Origin of the sequence: Serratia proteamaculans, from assembly GCF_013337185.1 — a bacterium.
Classification (GTDB): domain Bacteria; phylum Pseudomonadota; class Gammaproteobacteria; order Enterobacterales; family Enterobacteriaceae; genus Serratia; species Serratia proteamaculans_D.
Genome location: NZ_SWDE01000001.1, coordinates 468,066 through 484,930, shown reverse-complemented (window position 1 = coordinate 484,930; position 16,865 = coordinate 468,066). Strand labels below are relative to the sequence as shown.

General features: G+C 53.4%; 14 protein-coding genes. 7 read left to right on the top strand and 7 right to left on the bottom strand.

The features are described 5' to 3' along the window. The first annotated feature begins 35 nt into the window (after positions 1 to 35). Positions 36 to 812, top strand: coding sequence for an NAD(P)H-dependent oxidoreductase (locus tag FCL49_RS02285; RefSeq protein ID WP_174352243.1), 777 nt, complete (start codon positions 36 to 38; stop codon positions 810 to 812). Between the two features lie 159 nt (positions 813 to 971). Here the strand turns inward: FCL49_RS02285 and FCL49_RS02280 are convergent, their stop codons facing one another. From FCL49_RS02280 to FCL49_RS02265, 4 genes are all read right to left on the bottom strand, one after another. After that, a complete protein-coding gene (locus tag FCL49_RS02280) occupies positions 972 to 2,381 on the bottom strand; it encodes a DUF1254 domain-containing protein (RefSeq protein ID WP_174352242.1) in 1,410 nt (469 codons plus the stop codon). Positions 2,382 to 2,423: 42 nt separating this feature from the next. After that, complete coding sequence (locus FCL49_RS02275) at positions 2,424 to 3,914, bottom strand: DUF1254 domain-containing protein (protein ID WP_174352241.1); 1,491 nt, start codon at positions 3,912 to 3,914, stop codon at positions 2,424 to 2,426. A 214-nt stretch (positions 3,915 to 4,128) separates the two neighbouring features. Beyond that, complete coding sequence (locus FCL49_RS02270; protein WP_174352240.1) at positions 4,129 to 5,583, bottom strand: FAD-binding oxidoreductase; 1,455 nt, start codon at positions 5,581 to 5,583, stop codon at positions 4,129 to 4,131. A 68-nt stretch (positions 5,584 to 5,651) separates the two neighbouring features. Further along, on the bottom strand, positions 5,652 to 6,437 hold the full coding sequence (locus FCL49_RS02265; RefSeq protein WP_135316605.1) for an SDR family oxidoreductase: 786 nt from the start codon (positions 6,435 to 6,437) through the stop codon (positions 5,652 to 5,654). A gap of 374 nt (positions 6,438 to 6,811) precedes the next feature. On the opposite strand from FCL49_RS02265, the gene FCL49_RS02260 reads away from it, so the two are divergent. Together FCL49_RS02260 and FCL49_RS02255 are read left to right on the top strand one after the other, a co-directional pair. Continuing rightward, positions 6,812 to 8,095 (top strand): MFS transporter, encoded by a 1,284-nt coding sequence (locus FCL49_RS02260; RefSeq protein ID WP_174352239.1) that lies wholly within the window; start codon positions 6,812 to 6,814, stop codon positions 8,093 to 8,095. A 25-nt stretch (positions 8,096 to 8,120) separates the two neighbouring features. Next, positions 8,121 to 9,569 carry an FGGY-family carbohydrate kinase gene (locus tag FCL49_RS02255; protein WP_174352238.1) on the top strand — a complete coding sequence of 483 codons (1,449 nt, stop codon included), beginning with the start codon at positions 8,121 to 8,123 and terminating at the stop codon, positions 9,567 to 9,569. Here the strand turns inward: FCL49_RS02255 and FCL49_RS02250 are convergent, their stop codons facing one another. Both FCL49_RS02250 and FCL49_RS02245 read right to left on the bottom strand, forming a co-directional pair. Then, on the bottom strand, positions 9,570 to 10,139 hold the full coding sequence (locus FCL49_RS02250) for a glycerol-3-phosphate responsive antiterminator (protein WP_012145193.1): 570 nt from the start codon (positions 10,137 to 10,139) through the stop codon (positions 9,570 to 9,572). Positions 10,140 to 10,232: 93 nt separating this feature from the next. Further along, positions 10,233 to 11,150 (bottom strand): LysR substrate-binding domain-containing protein, encoded by a 918-nt coding sequence (locus FCL49_RS02245; RefSeq protein WP_174352237.1) that lies wholly within the window; start codon positions 11,148 to 11,150, stop codon positions 10,233 to 10,235. Positions 11,151 to 11,390: 240 nt separating this feature from the next. Here FCL49_RS02245 and FCL49_RS02240 point away from each other — a divergent pair, with 240 nt between their 5' ends. The 4 genes from FCL49_RS02240 to FCL49_RS02225 are packed head-to-tail and all read left to right on the top strand — an operon-like array spanning position 11,391 to position 15,791. Then, positions 11,391 to 12,752 (top strand): MFS transporter, encoded by a 1,362-nt coding sequence (locus FCL49_RS02240; protein WP_174352236.1) that lies wholly within the window; start codon positions 11,391 to 11,393, stop codon positions 12,750 to 12,752. 30 nt (positions 12,753 to 12,782) lie between these two features. Further along, positions 12,783 to 13,286 carry a formaldehyde-activating enzyme gene (gene fae / locus FCL49_RS02235; protein WP_174352235.1) on the top strand — a complete coding sequence of 168 codons (504 nt, stop codon included), beginning with the start codon at positions 12,783 to 12,785 and terminating at the stop codon, positions 13,284 to 13,286. Between the two features lie 10 nt (positions 13,287 to 13,296). Then, positions 13,297 to 14,343 carry an aldo/keto reductase gene (locus FCL49_RS02230; protein WP_174352234.1) on the top strand — a complete coding sequence of 349 codons (1,047 nt, stop codon included), beginning with the start codon at positions 13,297 to 13,299 and terminating at the stop codon, positions 14,341 to 14,343. Beyond that, positions 14,340 to 15,791, top strand: a complete 1,452-nt coding sequence (locus FCL49_RS02225; RefSeq protein WP_174352233.1) for an NAD-dependent succinate-semialdehyde dehydrogenase — start codon at positions 14,340 to 14,342, stop codon at positions 15,789 to 15,791. Before FCL49_RS02230 ends, FCL49_RS02225 begins: the two co-directional genes overlap by 4 nt. Here FCL49_RS02225 and FCL49_RS02220 read toward each other — a convergent pair. Then, positions 15,763 to 16,728 (bottom strand): bifunctional helix-turn-helix transcriptional regulator/GNAT family N-acetyltransferase, encoded by a 966-nt coding sequence (locus tag FCL49_RS02220; RefSeq protein ID WP_174352232.1) that lies wholly within the window; start codon positions 16,726 to 16,728, stop codon positions 15,763 to 15,765. The two genes, FCL49_RS02225 and FCL49_RS02220, sit on opposite strands and share 29 nt — an antisense overlap. Positions 16,729 to 16,865: the final 137 nt, after the last annotated feature.

The following is a 16,865-nucleotide window of genomic DNA, read 5'->3' as shown; positions in this document are numbered from 1 at the left end:
TACCCTGACTTCCATCAACCCATGGAGGTCCTGTTATGAATGTTTTATTGGTCTATGCTCACCCTGAACCGCAGTCGTTAAATGGTTCACTCAAGGATTTTTCGGTCCAACGTTTGGAGGCTGCCGGGCATCAGGTACAGGTTTCCGACCTGTATGCCATGCAGTGGAAAGCCACGCTCGATGCCAATGACAGCAGGGTTTCCCCGCCAGGCACTCGCTTTGATCCCTCACTCGATTCCCGGCATGCCTTTGCCAACGGGCTACAGAGCCAGGACATTGAGCTGGAGCAGGAAAAGCTGCTTTGGGCAGATACGGTCATTTTGCAGTTTCCCCTGTGGTGGTTTTCGATGCCGGCAATCCTTAAAGGCTGGGTTGAACGCGTCTATGCCTACGGATTTGCCTATGGCGTGGGGGAACACTCTGACTTGCGTTGGGGAGATCGTTATGGCGAAGGTACCCTGGCAGGGAAACGGGCGATGCTGATTGTCACTACAGGTGGCTGGGAGTCGCATTACACCGAGCGGGGTATCAATGGCCCGATCGATGACATCCTGTTCCCTATCCAGCATGGTATCCTGCATTACCCCGGTTTCGAGGTGCTGCCGCCCTTCGTCATTTATCGTACCGGCCGGGTGGATGAAACAAAATTTGTCGAGATCAGCGCCCGCCTCGGGCAGCGGCTTGATGACCTGGCGCACACTGCACCGATCCCCTTCCGACGGCAGAATGCAGGGGACTATGAGATCCCGGCATTAACCCTCAAACCCGATATTGCCCCCGGACGGAGCGGTTTTGGTGCACATATCGAATAGTTAATATGTACAACTGCGACGATGGTCTGGCAGCACCCGGAAACAAATATCACTCGATAGCATCATCGTGAAAATTTCCTCACGGGCGTTTACTGCCTGAATGTAAAAGGGCCAGTCGTATTGACTGGCCCTGACAACGCGTGATTGAGGATAAATTGCCTATTTCACCGCTTTTACTTCCGGCGCTTTCCATGAACCATTCAGGATGGATTTATCGGGGCCGTAGGTACGCATGACAGTCCAGAATGGACCTTCTGGCGCCGGTAACCAGTTCACCGATTTATCATCCGGCTTTTTGCTGGAAACATAGAACGTGACTGAACCGTCATCACCTTTAACCAGCCCTGGCGTGGTGTTGCTGAAAGAGTAACGGTTATCGCTGTTTGCTACCAGGAGACGTTGTGGCAGGCTGTACAGCGTCAGGGACCAGAAATATTTGACCGGTGGCAACTGAGCTTTGGCCATTTTGATGACATAGTCATGCTTTGACGCATCCAGCATCTGTCCGTTCTGGTCTTTGAGCAGTGAGTAATAGAAAGACTGGTCGGTGGTATTCCCGAAAATCCCCAGATAGACCCCCATTGCCCGGGTCAGGTAATCCTGTTTCAACTTCTCGCGGGTGCCGAAGAGTTTGCTGGCATCCTTCGTTTTATCACCAACGTCTTTCATCTCTTTCTGCGCAAGCGTTATGCCCTGTTCCAGCGCCGTTTTTTGCTCAGCACTCAGTGAGGCCCTATCCAGCTTACCGTCAGTGCCGATACCCAGTTGCTTCAGGGCGTCATACATTTTCTGGTCTGCTGGATTATGCTTCACGTGCTGCAGCATGAACGCCACATACTCCCAGTACTGCGGGGTTATCTCAGCACCTTCTTTCCACTCGGGGAAATCGAGTTTTGCTGCCGGAGCCGGTTTGGCCGTACCGAGATATTCGCTCAACGGCTGCACTTTATATTCTTGCTGGATCTTCTTCACGTTATTGAGGTCACTCATGTCCCCCATCAACTGAGTACGGGTGAGCGAGCCGAGGAAATCACTTTCACCACGAATAACACGCTTGATCCCTTTCGGTGTTTCACCTTTCCAGTCAGGGCCCGCCAGCAGGACGCTGACACCGTCGTTGCCGTCATTGACCGACCCCGGATTCCCCAGCACGTAGCCCCACATGTCGTCCCATTGGCTGGTATAGAAGCGGCTTTTCTCAATTTTTGGCATCGTCAGTACCCACGGCTCACTGCGAACATCCAGCCAGACGTAAGAATACGGCGAGTCGACATTTGGGGTAACGATATCCGTATCTTTCGGGCTGGACACCCCCAGATGTAACCACTGACCAAAGTCACCTGATTTGATGGACTGTGCGTACATGGTGCGATAATTCATCACCAGCGGGTAAGTGAAGATATAGGCTTTCTGCGCCAGTTCGTTCATCTGTTGCTGTGTCAGATGCCGGGCAGAAGTGAGCGTGGTGGTACTTCCTGTCACCGTAGAACTCTGTGCCAGAGCTGGCAATCCGGCTGATGCCAGAGAGGCGGCAACCAGCATGGCGACAGTTTTAATGGTAAGTTTCATGACTATTCCTCAAAAAGCGTGAGCAGTTACCGCCCGAGATAATTAGTTCAGACGCTGGAAATCGCCCAGCTTGAATGATTTGTCGAAGAAGGCCTGTTCCGGGGCATACAGACGGAAATAGACGAACCATCCATCCGTTCCCACGGTTTTCATATGATTTTTCTCAAATCCTTTCGCCGCGGTTGGTCCGATATACAAATCTACCGAACCGTCAGCATTTTTAACCAGGTCCTGCATACGACTATCCAGGCTTGCACTACGAATAGTCCCTTCACCACTGTCATAAGCACGGCGGGTATTTTCACTGTACAGTGTCAGCGACCAGAACTGGCCGACCGGTACATCTTTTGGCACATGCAGTTTGTAGTTTTTATCCGCCCGCAGCAGGTCACCATGACTGTCACGTTTGGTCGTCATATAGACCTGTCCGGCACCGACCTGCGGCTGAACCATCCCTTTAGTACTCGATACCGCTTCATAGAACCAGGTAGCCCGCTCATCAAGCTGTATTTTGGTATCGGTTTCCTGTGACAGGTTGAAGTCGAAGCTCTTGTACCACTGTGTACCGGGCCAGTATACCGAGGTATAGCGCGGATTAATCTGTAGGTTACGGGTCATCAGTTCGCCCAGTGCCGCCCCTTTTTCCAGCAGCATTTTCTGGCGCGCATCCGGATTAAAAGGCTTGCCTTTCACGATACCCAGTGGCTCGAGCATCGCCAGCCAGGCTTTATCCTGCTCGCGAACCGGCTCCTGATTGATAATATCGCTCAGCATTTTCCAGTAGGCCAGACCCCGCGGAGCAGTAGCCGACCACTTTTTGTCCACACCTTCAACAAAACGAATATCGGCTTTTTTGCCATCGACCGAACTCATTGTCAGCTGCGATTTGAATGTTTCTTTCGCATCTGCGGCGGTATCAAGAATACGCGTTCCGACCATGATGTTGTTGGTCGCAGACTGAAAAACGAAGGTGTCATCAGCCTTGTATTTACTGACATCGTCCTCGGGACCCACAATGATGTATTTACCCCCTTTACCGCCATCCGGACCGGTTAAGCCGAGGTCCGCGACCGGGCGTTGCCAGAAATCCAGAATGCCACCAGCGGTTTTTCCTGCCGGATAATTGATAACCAGTGGGCCTTTTGATAAATCAGAAAATGAGAAAATATACGGCGTGGTCAGGTTGGCAGTGACAATGCCCAGCTTCTCGTTATAGCTGCTGAGTACGGCGAATACGCCAGCCTGACCAGTGCCAAACACCTTATTCTGGTTATCACGCCAGGACGTCATACTGACGTAGGGGGTAGACCAGATGTAGGCCTGAGAGGCTCGCTGCAAATCCATTTCATCAAACAGTAACTGAGAACTTTTATCTGAGATATGAGAGTTAATGAGCTCAACGTTACCGCCGGGCGTAGCAATAGTTTCATTGCCATGAAGAGCCGCTTTTTCGAGCGACGCTGGCGTGTTGGCGAATGAAGCCGTACTGATGAATGCTGACATCAGGGAAAAAGCAATCAGGGATTTACGCATTGCATACTCACTTATTTATGAGGGTAAAATGCACCAAGGGTAATCATAGACTAAACCCTGATTACTATCAGAGAGATGCCGTTTTATTTTAAATAAAACACTCGCTCACGGTGTTGTGCCAACAATCATAGATATGCTGTGTACCTGGGGGGAAAAACATCGCGGGAACTTGCAGACCACCGAGGAGGCCCGGTAAACCGGGCCAGTTGCAAGATTACTTCTCCAGCGGATAAATGGTGCCGGTGTTCATAATGCCGTTGGGATCGTAAACCTCTTTCAACGCTTTCAGGATGTAATAAGCACTGCCGTGCTCGTCTTTGGTCCAGTGTGTGCGATGCTTGCCGATACCATGGTGATGCACCATAGATCCGCCCTGTTTAAGGGTTTCCTCGACGATAATCTTGTTCAACGGATTGTGGTACTTGTCGATCTCCTCCTCTGGCTTGCAGCCCACTACGTTGTAGTCGTAAACGAAGTACATATTGGTGCCATTGATATAGCTGTGGGAAGAGTGGCCACCCAGCATGGTGATGTCCGCGACATGGGGGAATTCGGTACGTATCCGGTGGATCACGTTTTCATAGATGGTGTTGATACTCGCCCAGTCACCAGAAACCTCGGTGGTGAACCCCATATTATTGGTTTTCATAATCTGTACGCGTTCTGCCTCTACTTTCTCCGGCCCCCAGTTCAGATTATTGAACCACTGTTCGATCAGTTTGCTGTCCACTTTATGGCACTCAGCATGGCGCTGTACGATCGCCTCAATACCGGCACCGGTCGCCTGCGCAATGCCTTTTGCCCCTTCAGCCATAAAGATCAGCACGCATTTCCCTTTGGCAAAATGAGTAAAGTGCTGAGTGCCGTCTTCCGCATCATAGAGTCGGGCGATGGATGGACGGTAGCCATCGACCATCACTTCACGCAGGATGTCGAAACCGGTTTGCATGTTGTCGAGGGTATAGCCATAAAACAGGTTGTTCTCCGGCGTGTATTTGAAAATTTTGACTGTCACTTCGGTGATGTAGCACAGCGCCCCTTCGTTGCCGATAATCACATGGCGAATATCTGGCCCGGCCGCACGGCGCGGCACATTTTTGATCCGGGTAATGGTGCCATTGGGGAACACCGCCTCCAGCCCCACCACCATGTCTTCAATCGCTCCGTATAACGTAGACAGTTGACCGATGCTGCGGGTTGCCACCAGCCCACCCATTTGTGCCAGCGGCTTGGACTGTGGCGAATGTCCGGTGGTGTACCCCTGCGCCCGCAATTGATTCTCCAGCACTTCCAGCGGCACACCGCACTGGGCCGTAGCTTGCATATTGCGGATATCGATGCTGATCACCTGGTTCAATCCCGAGCCATCCAGCACCACCGAGTTTTTTACCACCGTCTCCAGCCCCCCCTCGGTGGCAGACGCGCCGGTACGGGGCACGCAGTTGATGCGATTTTCGTTCATAAACTTCAATACGTCAGCCACCTGTTGGGTATTCTCCAGCTTGACGACCGCCGCAGGTAACGGCTGGGTGAACACACCGTGGATATCGGCATATTTGCGGAACCGATCGACGCTGTTTTTTTTCAGCACTTCTTCATCAGTAATAACCCGTGCCGGGCCAACGATTTCTTTTAAATGAGTGACAATAGCTTCGCGAGTCAGAGACATGGTTATTCCTTCCTGATAATAGAATATAAAATTTGTTGCCTGAGATAAAACGGGTTTTCCCCGTTTATTTAACGAACCAGATAACCACCATCGACCACCAGCAAGTGGCCATTAACATAATTTGATGCCTTACTGGCTAAAAATACCATCGCCCCCATTAAATCCTGAGTATCACCCCAACGGTTGGCGGGAATATGTTCCAGCACGCGGCGATTGGTTTCCGGATTACTGCGTGTCTCTGCAGTGATATCGGTGGCATAATACCCAGGCGCAATACCATTGACCTGAATATTATATTGACCCAGTTCATCACAATAAGCTTTGGTAAAACCGGCCAGCGCATGTTTGGTCGCGGAATAAGCCGGTGACCATTGCCCACCGAGATACGAGAAAAGTGAGCAGATATTAATGATCTTGCCCTGCTGGTTGGGGATCATCACCTTGGCGGCTTCGTAGCTCATTTCAAAGGCGGCGGTCAGATTGATGTCTATCATCGGATCCCAGTCCGCCCGGCCGAAATCCAGCACCTTGTTCAGTTTGCAGATCCCTGCGTTGTTCACCAGGATATCCACGCTGCCGAAGTCCGCCATACATTGCGCGATGACCCGAGCCGGTGCCCCTTTTTCGGTGATATCCACCTGCATAAACTCAACGCGAACGCCCTGCTGCTCAATGATTTCGCGGGTTTGCCCCTTGTCCATCGCAAAGCTGGGAATAAACAGGTTGGCACCGGCCTTGGCCAGGGCAACGGCAAACGCCTGTCCCAGACCGCTGTTGCCACCGGTGACAATGGCCGTCTTGCCCTTCAGTGAAAAGAAATCCAGTGAGAACGCATTCAATGCATCTAGTGACATGTGCTAACTCCTTAGCCTGAAAAAAATGCAAAAAAAATGAGAAAAGTAAGCTCCTCTGCGGGTGGGCAGAGAAGTTACTTTTCTCATCGGCTCTAGTAACTGAGGAGTAAGCTAACATGCCGAACCAATGCCATTCCGTGATTTGAATCACAAAATTATTTCATGCCTAAAAATACGCTAATAATCCCTGTTTTTAACAATCAACCCCGCCGTTGTTATTTTAATCTTTTGTGATAGGAGTCACTTTTAATATTATCAGTGGCATGCTATTTGTTAGTACAGTTACTGAATGAGCCGAAGAGAAAAGTAACTTCCCGCTATGCGGGGAGCTTGCTTTTCTCTTTTTTTGTTTGACATTTTTACGGGAATGCCGCATGAAAAAATCCAATTTCCACCGCTGGTTAACGCTGGCGATAATAAGTATAAGCGGCGGCGTGAGTTTTGATTTGGCCTACCTGCGTTATATTTATCAAATACCCATGGCGAAATTTATGGGTTTTTCCAATACCGAAATAGGGTTAATAATGAGTACCTTTGGTATTGCCGCCATTATTCTCTATGCCCCCAGTGGTATTATTGCCGATAAATTCTCCCATCGTAAAACAATGACTTTTGCCATGATCGCCACCGGACTACTGGGCGGGCTGATGGCACTCTACCCCCCTTTCTGGATGATGATCCTGATCCAGGTGGCGTTCGCCATTACCACTATTCTGCTGTTGTGGTCCGTTTCCATCAAGGCGGCATCGCTGCTGGGCGACCATGATGAACAGGGAAAAATAATGGGCTGGATGGAGGGCTTACGCGGCGTTGGCGTTATGGCGCTGGCGGTGTTCACCATGTGGGTGTTCTCATTGTTCGCCACCGAAGATCCTAACAGCCTTAAGGCGGTGATCCTGATTTACAGCGGCGTGTATATTCTGCTCGGCATTCTTTGTTGGTTTTTTGTCACTGACGGGATCAACAATGCGGCGGACAACGCGGAACCCTCGCGCCAATTTAACCTTGGCGATATCCTCAGAGTGCTGAAAGTCAGTACCACCTGGTATTGCAGCATGATCATTTTCGGCGTTTACACCATCTATGCCATCCTGAGTTATTCCACCAATTATCTGACTGAAATGTATGGCATGACGTTGGTGGCCGCCAGTTATATGGGCATTGTCATCAATAAAATTTTCCGCGCCATGTGCGGCCCGCTCGGCGGCTTGATCACCAGCCACAGCCGGCTGAAATCCCCCACCCGGGTGATCCAGTTGCTGGCGGTGGTCAGCCTGATCACGCTGGTGGCCCTGTTACTCACCAATCGGCAACCCGCGTCGGTCGCCGTCGGTATCGGCCTGATCCTGCTGCTGGCGTTTACCTGTTATGCCTCACGCGGGCTGTATTTCGCCTGCATAGGTGAAGCCCGCACGCCCAAATTCATTATGGGGACGACCGTCGGCATCTGCTCGGTGATTGGTTTCCTGCCGGACGTGTTTGTTTATCCGCTGGTCGGACACTGGCAAGACACCCTGCCCGCCGCCGAGGCCTACCGCAACATGTGGCTGATGGGCCTGGTCGCCACCGGTTTGGTGGTGGTATTTACTTATCTGTTGTTCAACAAGATCAAAACTGCCGACGCTAAAACCATAACCCCAAAACCGGCCGTCGGGTAAGGCATTTTTCTTAAGGAGCGATCGCATGAAGAAGAAGTATCTGATGGGTGTGGACGTTGGCACCCAAAGCGCAAAAGTGGTGATTTTTGATTTGGACGGCAAGGTCATTTGCGAAGGCAAGCAGCAACTGCGCAAACTGGATATTCCCGCACCGCTGTTGGCAGAGCATCCTGATGACGACCTGTGGAATGCGTTAAAAGTGGCTTTCCGCCGTGTGATGCAGCGTTTTGCCGACCATGGCGGACAGCCGCAGGACATTGTGTCGATGGGCGTCTGCATCATTCGCTGTTGCCGGGCGTTACTGAAAGAAAATGGTGAACTGGCCTATCCGGTCATCAACTGGATGGATAAGCGCATGAATAAGCCCTATGAGTATATCGAGGCTTACCGGGGCGTGCGCTATGTCACCACCACTTCCGGCTATATCACGCACCGGTTGACCGGTGAGTTTAAAGATACCTGCGCCAACTATATCGGCTGGTGGCCGATGGACAATGACACTCTGGACTGGAGCACCGACCCGCAAGTCTGGCAAAGCTGCAACCTGACGCGCGATCAGGTTTTTGATGTGGTGAAGCCGGGGGAAATTCTCGGTCATCTCAGCGAACGCGCGGCGCAACAAATCGGCTTGCCTGCCGGTATTCCGGTCGTGGCGACCGCACACGATAAGGCAGTAGAAGCCCTCGGGGCCGGCTCGCTGGATGAGGGAGTGGCGTTAATCTCGCTGGGGACCTATATCGGCGCCATGGTGCATGGCCATACCAATGTGAAAAATGCACAGAATTTCTGGCCGTTTCAGGCCTCGATCCCCGGTCGTTATTTGTATGAATGCATGGGCGTGCGGCGTGGCATGTGGACAGTCAGCTGGTTTCGCGACCAATTCGGTGCCGCAGCGCTATCCGCTGCCCATGACGCCGGGGTGAGCATAGAAGAGTTGCTGAACCATGAGGCAGAACGGGTGCCTGCCGGGTGCGAAGGATTAATCACCGTGCATGACTGGGCACCGCCGCCGGAAGCGGAATTCCGCAAAGGCGCGATGATAGGTTTCGACGGGCGTCACACCCGGGCGCATATGTATCGTTCAATTCTGGAAGGCATTGCCTTCACCATGAAAAACCACATGGACAAGATGGCGCAGGAACTGAATACGCCATTCCGCAGCCTGATTATTTCCGGCGGTGGTGCCAACAGCGACCTGTTTATGCAGATTTTTGCCGACGTGTTTGGTATCCCGACCCGGCGTAATTTGATGAGCGGTTCTGCTGCGGTGGGTTGCGCCATCAACGCCGGTATGGCGGTAGGCGCATTCGACAGTTATCAGCAGGCCACCGACAAACTGGTGAAGGTAGGCGAAAGCTTTACGCCGGATACCCGCAACCACAGCTTTTACCAGCAACTCAATCAGCAGGTTTATCAGCGGGTGAGCACCCATCTCGATCCCCTGTTACGTGCGCTCAGCCCCCTGGTGGATTAGTTAAAGCTTTAATTTCCACACGTCATGGTTGGTGGTGGAGACGGCAATAGCCCCGGCTTTTAGTGCCGTCTGGGCGTCGTCTTCATCACAGACCAAACCACCGGCAATGATCGGCAGATCAATCTTGTCTGCCACCCATCCCAACACTTTCGGCATACAGCCCGGCAGGATCTCAATACAGTCCGGCGTGGACTGCGCCACCTGTTTGTCGACGTTATTAAAGGAGATGGAGTCGAGGATAAACAACCGGTGAATGGCATAGAACCCTTGCTGCCGCGCGGCTTTCACCATTGAGGTTTTGGTACTGATGATGCCGTCGGCGGCCGTCACGATCTTCAGAAAGTTAATCACGATTTCTTTGTTGGAACTGCCTTCCAGCAGATCAACGTGCACAAAGGCGTATTTGCCGGCTTCTTTAATCTGCTGCACGATGCGCCCGATATTACAGATGTTGCCGTAGAGCACCGAAATAATCCGGCAATCCGACTTCACTGCGGCCTGCAGGCTTTCATTATCTTTTACTGCGGCAATCACCGGATGCAGTTTTAACAACTCAACAATTGAAGACACGTCTTTCCCCAGTCAGGCCCGTCCGGATGGATAACGGGCAATGTTCATTAACAATAAGGTAACACACCCACACACCGGTATCTCCACGTCTGCTCAAACCACCGCCATCATGCCCGACATTGGTTCAGGAAGCTGTGATAGCTGCACAATTTCCTCCTGCAGCCAGTCATGAAAGTAACCTACCCGCGGTAAATCGCGCTTGCCGGCAGGAATTTCCAACCAGTAGCCGTTGCGACTTTTCAGCTCCAGCGGTGACAGTAACACCAACAGCCCGCTTTGCAGCTCATTACGGATCATCAATCGATCCAGTACCGCATAGCCGGCACCGGTAATACAGGCGTTAATCACCTGATCCTGAGTACTGAACTCCAACCCGCTCTGCTGACCGGCAATCACTTGCCCCGCCGCCGCCAGCCAGCACGCCCAGTTATCCAGCCGGATATCGCCGTTCAGAATGTGCAACTGCGTCTGGGTATGCAACGGCGGGAAGACCTCATTGACCATCAATAAAGGGCTACCGACCAGTACCAGGCGTTCATGGCATAGCCATTCCCCACTGATGGCGCAATCGGCCGGTTCACCAAAACGAATGGCACAGTCAAAATCGCAGTATTTTTGTCGGGTCTCGCTGATCAGCGCGATCTGCAACTGGCTGTTGCGGCGACGTAACGCCACCAGTCGCGGTGCCAACCAGCGGGTAGCGAAGGTCGGCGCTACCTGTAACCGCAGATGCTGCAACGGATTGTGCAACTGTACCTGTTGGATCCCTTCTTCGAGGATATCCAACGATTGGCGTACCCGCGGCAACAACAAAATTGCATCCTGGGTCAACGCCAGGCCGCTGTAGCTGCGGATAAACAGCAATTTCCCCAGAAACGCCTCAAGCTGTTTGATCTGACGACTGGCCGCACTTTGAGTAATAAACAACGCCTCTGCCGCCTTGCTGAAACTCAGCGTACGGCAGGTTTCTTCAAATACACGCAACATACTGAGTGACGGAAGTTTTCTCACGATCCACAGCGCCTCTGTTCAGCAACCTGCCTGTTAACTATATGTTGCTAATTTGCAGTTATTCGCCAGTCTCTGTGGCGCTTATTTCTGTAAAACCAGAAGCCGATCACATGCATTTTCCACCTGAGGGTATGACTAAAACGCACTCGCCGAATACCCCGTTCTGCTGCCACATTGTTCACGCATTCAAAACAAAAATCTAACAATAACCCTACACCGCTCCTACCGGAGGACAGGTCAATGCAAAATCTGACATCGCAACAAATTCGTATGGATGACGTCCCTTTAAACCGATTCCATCTCAAAATCGCCGGGCTGACATTTGGTGCCCACTTCACTGACGGATACGTACTGGGCGTCATTGGTTTCGCCCTGGCACAAATCAAACCACAAATGGGGATCTCCGCCTTTTGGGAAGGCATGCTCGGCAGCTCAGCGTTGATCGGGCTGTTTATCGGCAGCCTGGCCCTCGGCTGGATCGCCGATCACATTGGACGGCAAAAAATATTCTGCTTCAGCTTTGTGGTGATCACCCTCGCCTCAGCGCTGCAATTCTTTGCCACTACGCCGGAGCAACTGTTCCTGCTGCGGGTCATGGTGGGCATCGGGCTCGGCGGTGACTTTTCTGTCGGGCATACCATGCTTGCCGAGTTCTCCCCGCGTAAACACCGTGGCGTGCTGCTCGGATCCTTCAGCGTGATTTGGACCTTCGGCTATGTCGCGGCCGGATTTGCCGGTCACTTCCTGACGGCGATGGGCCCGGATGCCTGGCGTTGGCTACTTTCGTCTTCCGCAGTGCCGGCATTCATCATTCTGATCATGCGTATCGGCACGCCGGAATCCCCCCGCTGGCTGCTGGGCAAAGGCCGTCGCGATCAGGCCATGGCGATTGTTCATCGCTATTTCGGCCCGAATGTGATGCTGGTCGGTGAAGCGCCGACCCTCAGCAAACCACGCTTTATGTCGCTGTTTGGCCCCCTTTATCGTCGCCGTACCGCGTTCAACAGCCTGTTCTTTGTCTGTCTGGTGATCCCGTACTTCGCAATTTATACCTTCTTGCCGTCGATTTTGCAGGTGATGGGCCTGGATCAAAACTTCTCTACTGACCTGTTGCTCAATGGTCTGCTGATCGTCGGCGCACTGCTGGGCATTGTGCTGACGATGTTCTGTTCACGACGGGGTTTCCTGATTGGCGCCTTCGTGTTCCTGGCCGCCTGTCTGATTCTGCTGAGCCTCATTCCCGCCAGCCAAACGGCCTGGCTGATTGCCCTGTTTGCCGCCTTTACGTTGGTGATGTCGGCGGTCAGCAATCTGGTCGGCGTTTTCCCGGCGGAAAGCTTCCCGACGGAAGTGCGATCGATGGGCGTCGGCTTCGCCACCTCAATGAGCCGTTTGGGATCGGCTATCGGCACCGGTCTGTTGCCGTTGGCAATTGTCCACTATGGCATGCCCGCCACCACCGGCATTTTGGCGGTGATTTTAATTATTGGCGCATTGGTCTCCATCGCCTGGGCGCCGGAAACCAAAGGATTAACCCTGGTGGATGCCAGCCAGGATCCAGCGCAGCGCGCAGAAAATGCTTTGCTGACATCAGCTAAATAACACCATCTTATTGAAAACAGGAGTAATGACGTGGAAATGTATATCGGTGAAGGCTTTGAGGGGAATGGCGTAAACGCCTCGCACATCAATATTATGATTGGACCGCGTGATGGTGTGGTCGGTCAGGCATTTTCTTCCAGCCTGGCGTCCCCCAGCCAGGGCCACTGCCCGTTTATGGTGGTGGTAAAACCCAACGTGCCGACCAAGCCAATGACCCTGTATGTCAACAAGGCTGAAATCAGCGGCGAACTGCATGGCAACGCCACCTGGGGAGCTTCTCAGGCGGCGATCGCCAAAGCGGTGGCCGAAGCCTTGCTCGAAGGTATTCTGCCGCCGGAGGCCGAAGACCAGTGGTGTATCGTGACTGCCAACTGGGTCAACCCGGCCTGCGACAATCTGGACGAGGTGTATCGCAATAACTATCGCGCCTGCCGTCAGGCGATCCACGCCGCGATGAATCGCTTGCCCAACCGCAGCCAGTTGGCCGACGCCCTGCCGCAATTGGCTAACCCCTTCTATACGCCGCGTGCCTGAGGAAAACCCCATGGAATACATCAATCTTGGTAATTGTGGGCTGAAAGTCTCCCGTTTGTGTCTCGGCACCATGAACATGGGTAGCAAACAGTGGAAACCCTGGATCTTCGACGAACAGCAAAGTGAGCCGCTGATCCGCCATGCGCTGGAACAAGGTATCAATTTTATCGATCTGGCGGATTTCTACTCCAGCGGTGCGGGCGAAGAAGTGGTGGGCAATATCATTGGGCGTTTGGCCCAGCGCGACGAACTGGTGTTGGCCACCAAAGTCGGTTATCCGATTGGTGGCGGCTCCAATAATCAGGGGCATTCACGCAAGCACATCATGGCCAGCATTGACGCCAGCCTGCGCCGCCTGGGTACCGATTATGTCGACATTTACATGCTGCACTATTTCGATGTGAATACGCCGATTGAAGAAACCTGGTCGGCGATGAACGATATCGTCCGCTCCGGCAAAGCCCGCTATGTCGGCGTATCGACCATGTATGCCTGGCAGTTGGCCAAAATTCTATGGATATGTGAGCGCCACGGCTTCGTCAAACCCATCAACATGCAATTGCAACTCAACTGCGCCTACCGCGAAGAGGAACGGGAGATGATCCCTTTATGCCGCGATCAGGGGCTGGGCGTATCGGTATTCAGCCCACTGGCGCGCGGTTTATTAAGCTGCGATTTCAACTCGGTGCGTAACCAGACAGATTTCTTCACTCAGGAAATGTACGCCGACGCCACTTCGCGCAACGTGGCTCAATCGGTCAGCCTGGTGGCATCGCTACGGGGCATCCCTCCGGCGCAGGTTGCCCAGGCCTGGGTGCTCAGCCACCCGGGGGTCGATTGCATGCTGGTCGGGGCCGATACGGTGCAGCAAATAGACAGCGCCGTCAGTGCGTTGTCTACCACGCTCAGTGAGGATGAGCGCTACGAACTGGAACGCCACTATACCCCATGCGATGTCATCAATGATTACACCGCCGGTAAGCGTATAACGCGTGAGAGCCGCCCCGCCAACGGGCTATTTGCCATGGATAATATCGACACAAGGAACATTGCATGACTGACTATTCTTCTTTACTGCGCAACGGTTGGTACTGTGACGGCCAATGGCGCACCAGTACGCAGCACTATCAGGTCAGTAATCCCGCCACCGGTGAATCGGTAGCCGAGGTCGCTTCGGTCGGCAGCGCAGACACCAACGAGGCCATCGCCGCGGCGGCTGCGGCCCTACCGGCGTGGCGTGCCTTGCCCGTCAAGGCACGAGCACAAATCCTGCAACGCTGGTTTCAACTGATCATGGAAAATCAGGCTGCACTGGCTGAGCTGATGGTGACCGAGCAAGGCAAGATATTGAGCGAAGCCCAGGGCGAAGTCGCTTACGCCGCCAGCTTTATCGAATGGTTTGCCGAAGAGGCCAAACGCGCTTATGGGCAGACCATTCCGGCGACCAAGACCGGTAACCAAATCATCACCTTTAAAGAGCCGGTCGGCGTGATTGCTGCTATCACGCCGTGGAATTTCCCTCTGGCGATGCTGACGCGCAAATTAGGCCCCGCACTGGCAGCCGGTTGCACCGCCGTGATCAAGCCCGCTAACGAGACGCCACTTTCCGCCTTCGCGCTGATCGTACTTGCCGAACAGGCCGGAGTGCCACCAGGGGTGATTAACGCCGTATCCGGAGATACCCCGGCCATCGGTGCCGCACTGATGGCCAGCCCGTTGGTGCGCAAAGTGTCGTTTACCGGCTCCACGCCGGTCGGCAAACTGCTGATGCGCCAGGCGGCGGATACGGTGAAAAAACTGTCGCTGGAGTTGGGCGGTAATGCGCCGTTTATCGTGTTCGACGATGCCGACATAGATGCTGCGGTGGCGGGCGCAATGGCGGCCAAATTCCGGAACAGTGGCCAAACCTGCGTGTGCGTCAATCGCTTCTACATTCAGGACGGCATTTACGACCGCTTTGTCCAGCGGCTGACCGATGCCGCGCGGGCATTGAAAGTGGCTCCCGGCATGACGCCAGGCGCGCAGCAAGGCCCGTTAATCCACCTGAAAGCGGTAGAAAAAGTGGAGGCTCATCTGCAGGACGCTATAAACCAGGGGGCGCGACTGATGTGCGGCGGAGAACGTCACCCGCTTGGTGGATCCTTCTTCCAGCCAACGGTGTTGGCCGATGCCGACGAACGGATGCAGTTGGCGCATGAAGAAACTTTCGGCCCGCTGGCCGCCTGTTTCCGCTTCCACGATGAAGATGAGGCGATCCGCCGCGCCAATGATACGCCCTTTGGACTGGCGGCTTACCTGTATACCCGCGATTTGGCACGCGCATTTCGTGTGACACGTCAGCTCGAAAGCGGCATGGTTGGCATCAACGAAGGTATTATTTCGACCGAGGTCGCTCCCTTTGGCGGTGTCAAAGAATCCGGGCTGGGTCGTGAAGGCGCCGCCATCGGGCTTGATGAGTATCTCGAAACCAAATACGTCAACCTCGGGCAACTTGAGGGCGAATAAATAGCTGTTCGGTCATCAATTGACCCCATTGTGTGCCCGGCTGCTCTTCTGCCAGCGTGAAACCGACGCTTTCATACAGATGCCGGGCCGCATCCAGCCCTTTGAAGGTCCACAAATGGGTTTCATCAAAGCCCTGTTCATCACAAAAACTAACCGCCCGGTTCAGCAGTTGACGGCCTACGCCTCTGCCACGCACACTGTCATCGATGATAAAGGTACGCAGGTGGGCGCGATTTTCCCCCAGGGTTTCCCCATCAATTGAAACCGATCCGACAATGCGGCCATCGCTCAATGCAGACCAGGTCTGGTTTAGCGGATGCGACAGCCTCCCGGCGAGATCGGCCAGCGCTGCGCCGACGGCAGCTTCAAAAAAGGCACCAAACCCCACCGTGCGCGAATAATATTGCATGTGCATTTCCAGCGTTCTACCGGTAAACCCAGGCAGATAACCGCTGACAATCTCGATGGCTGGCGCAGAAACTGATACTTCACCCAAACGGTGAGCGCGTAACGCCGCAGCATAATTCTGCAGGCCTCCGGCAATACCTGCGCTGGCGCCAGCTGGCAGTTGTTGCAGCGCGTTAAGAACCTGATGATCGGCATACCGGTTAATCCCTGCCAGAGTCTGTTGCCCTTTATCCGTTAACCGCAGGATTTTTTCCCTGGCATCTCGCTCACTGGGCAAAGTCACCAATTCTCCGGCTTTGATCAGTTTATTCAGCATGCGGCTAACGCTGGATTTTTCCAGATTGAGCAAGTTGCAAAGCTCAGCCGCGGTATCAACATGCCGATCGCCGATTTCAATCAATGCGTGTACCGCAGACGGCGGCAAATCTGTGCCGGCAAGGGTATTGCCCATAAAGCCCAGCTCTCGCACCAGATGGCGTGACGCATCCCTGATCGGTTGTAAAAACGGGCTTGGTTGGGTGGTCGACATGATGAGGGCTCCGATGTGGTTGTATTGAACAACTATATCGGAGCCATTCAGAAATTCAAACGATCTTTTGGGGTAGTATCAAATGATACGACTTATCTGAGATAAATTAAAATCAGTCACCTTCTACTGAGTGGAAA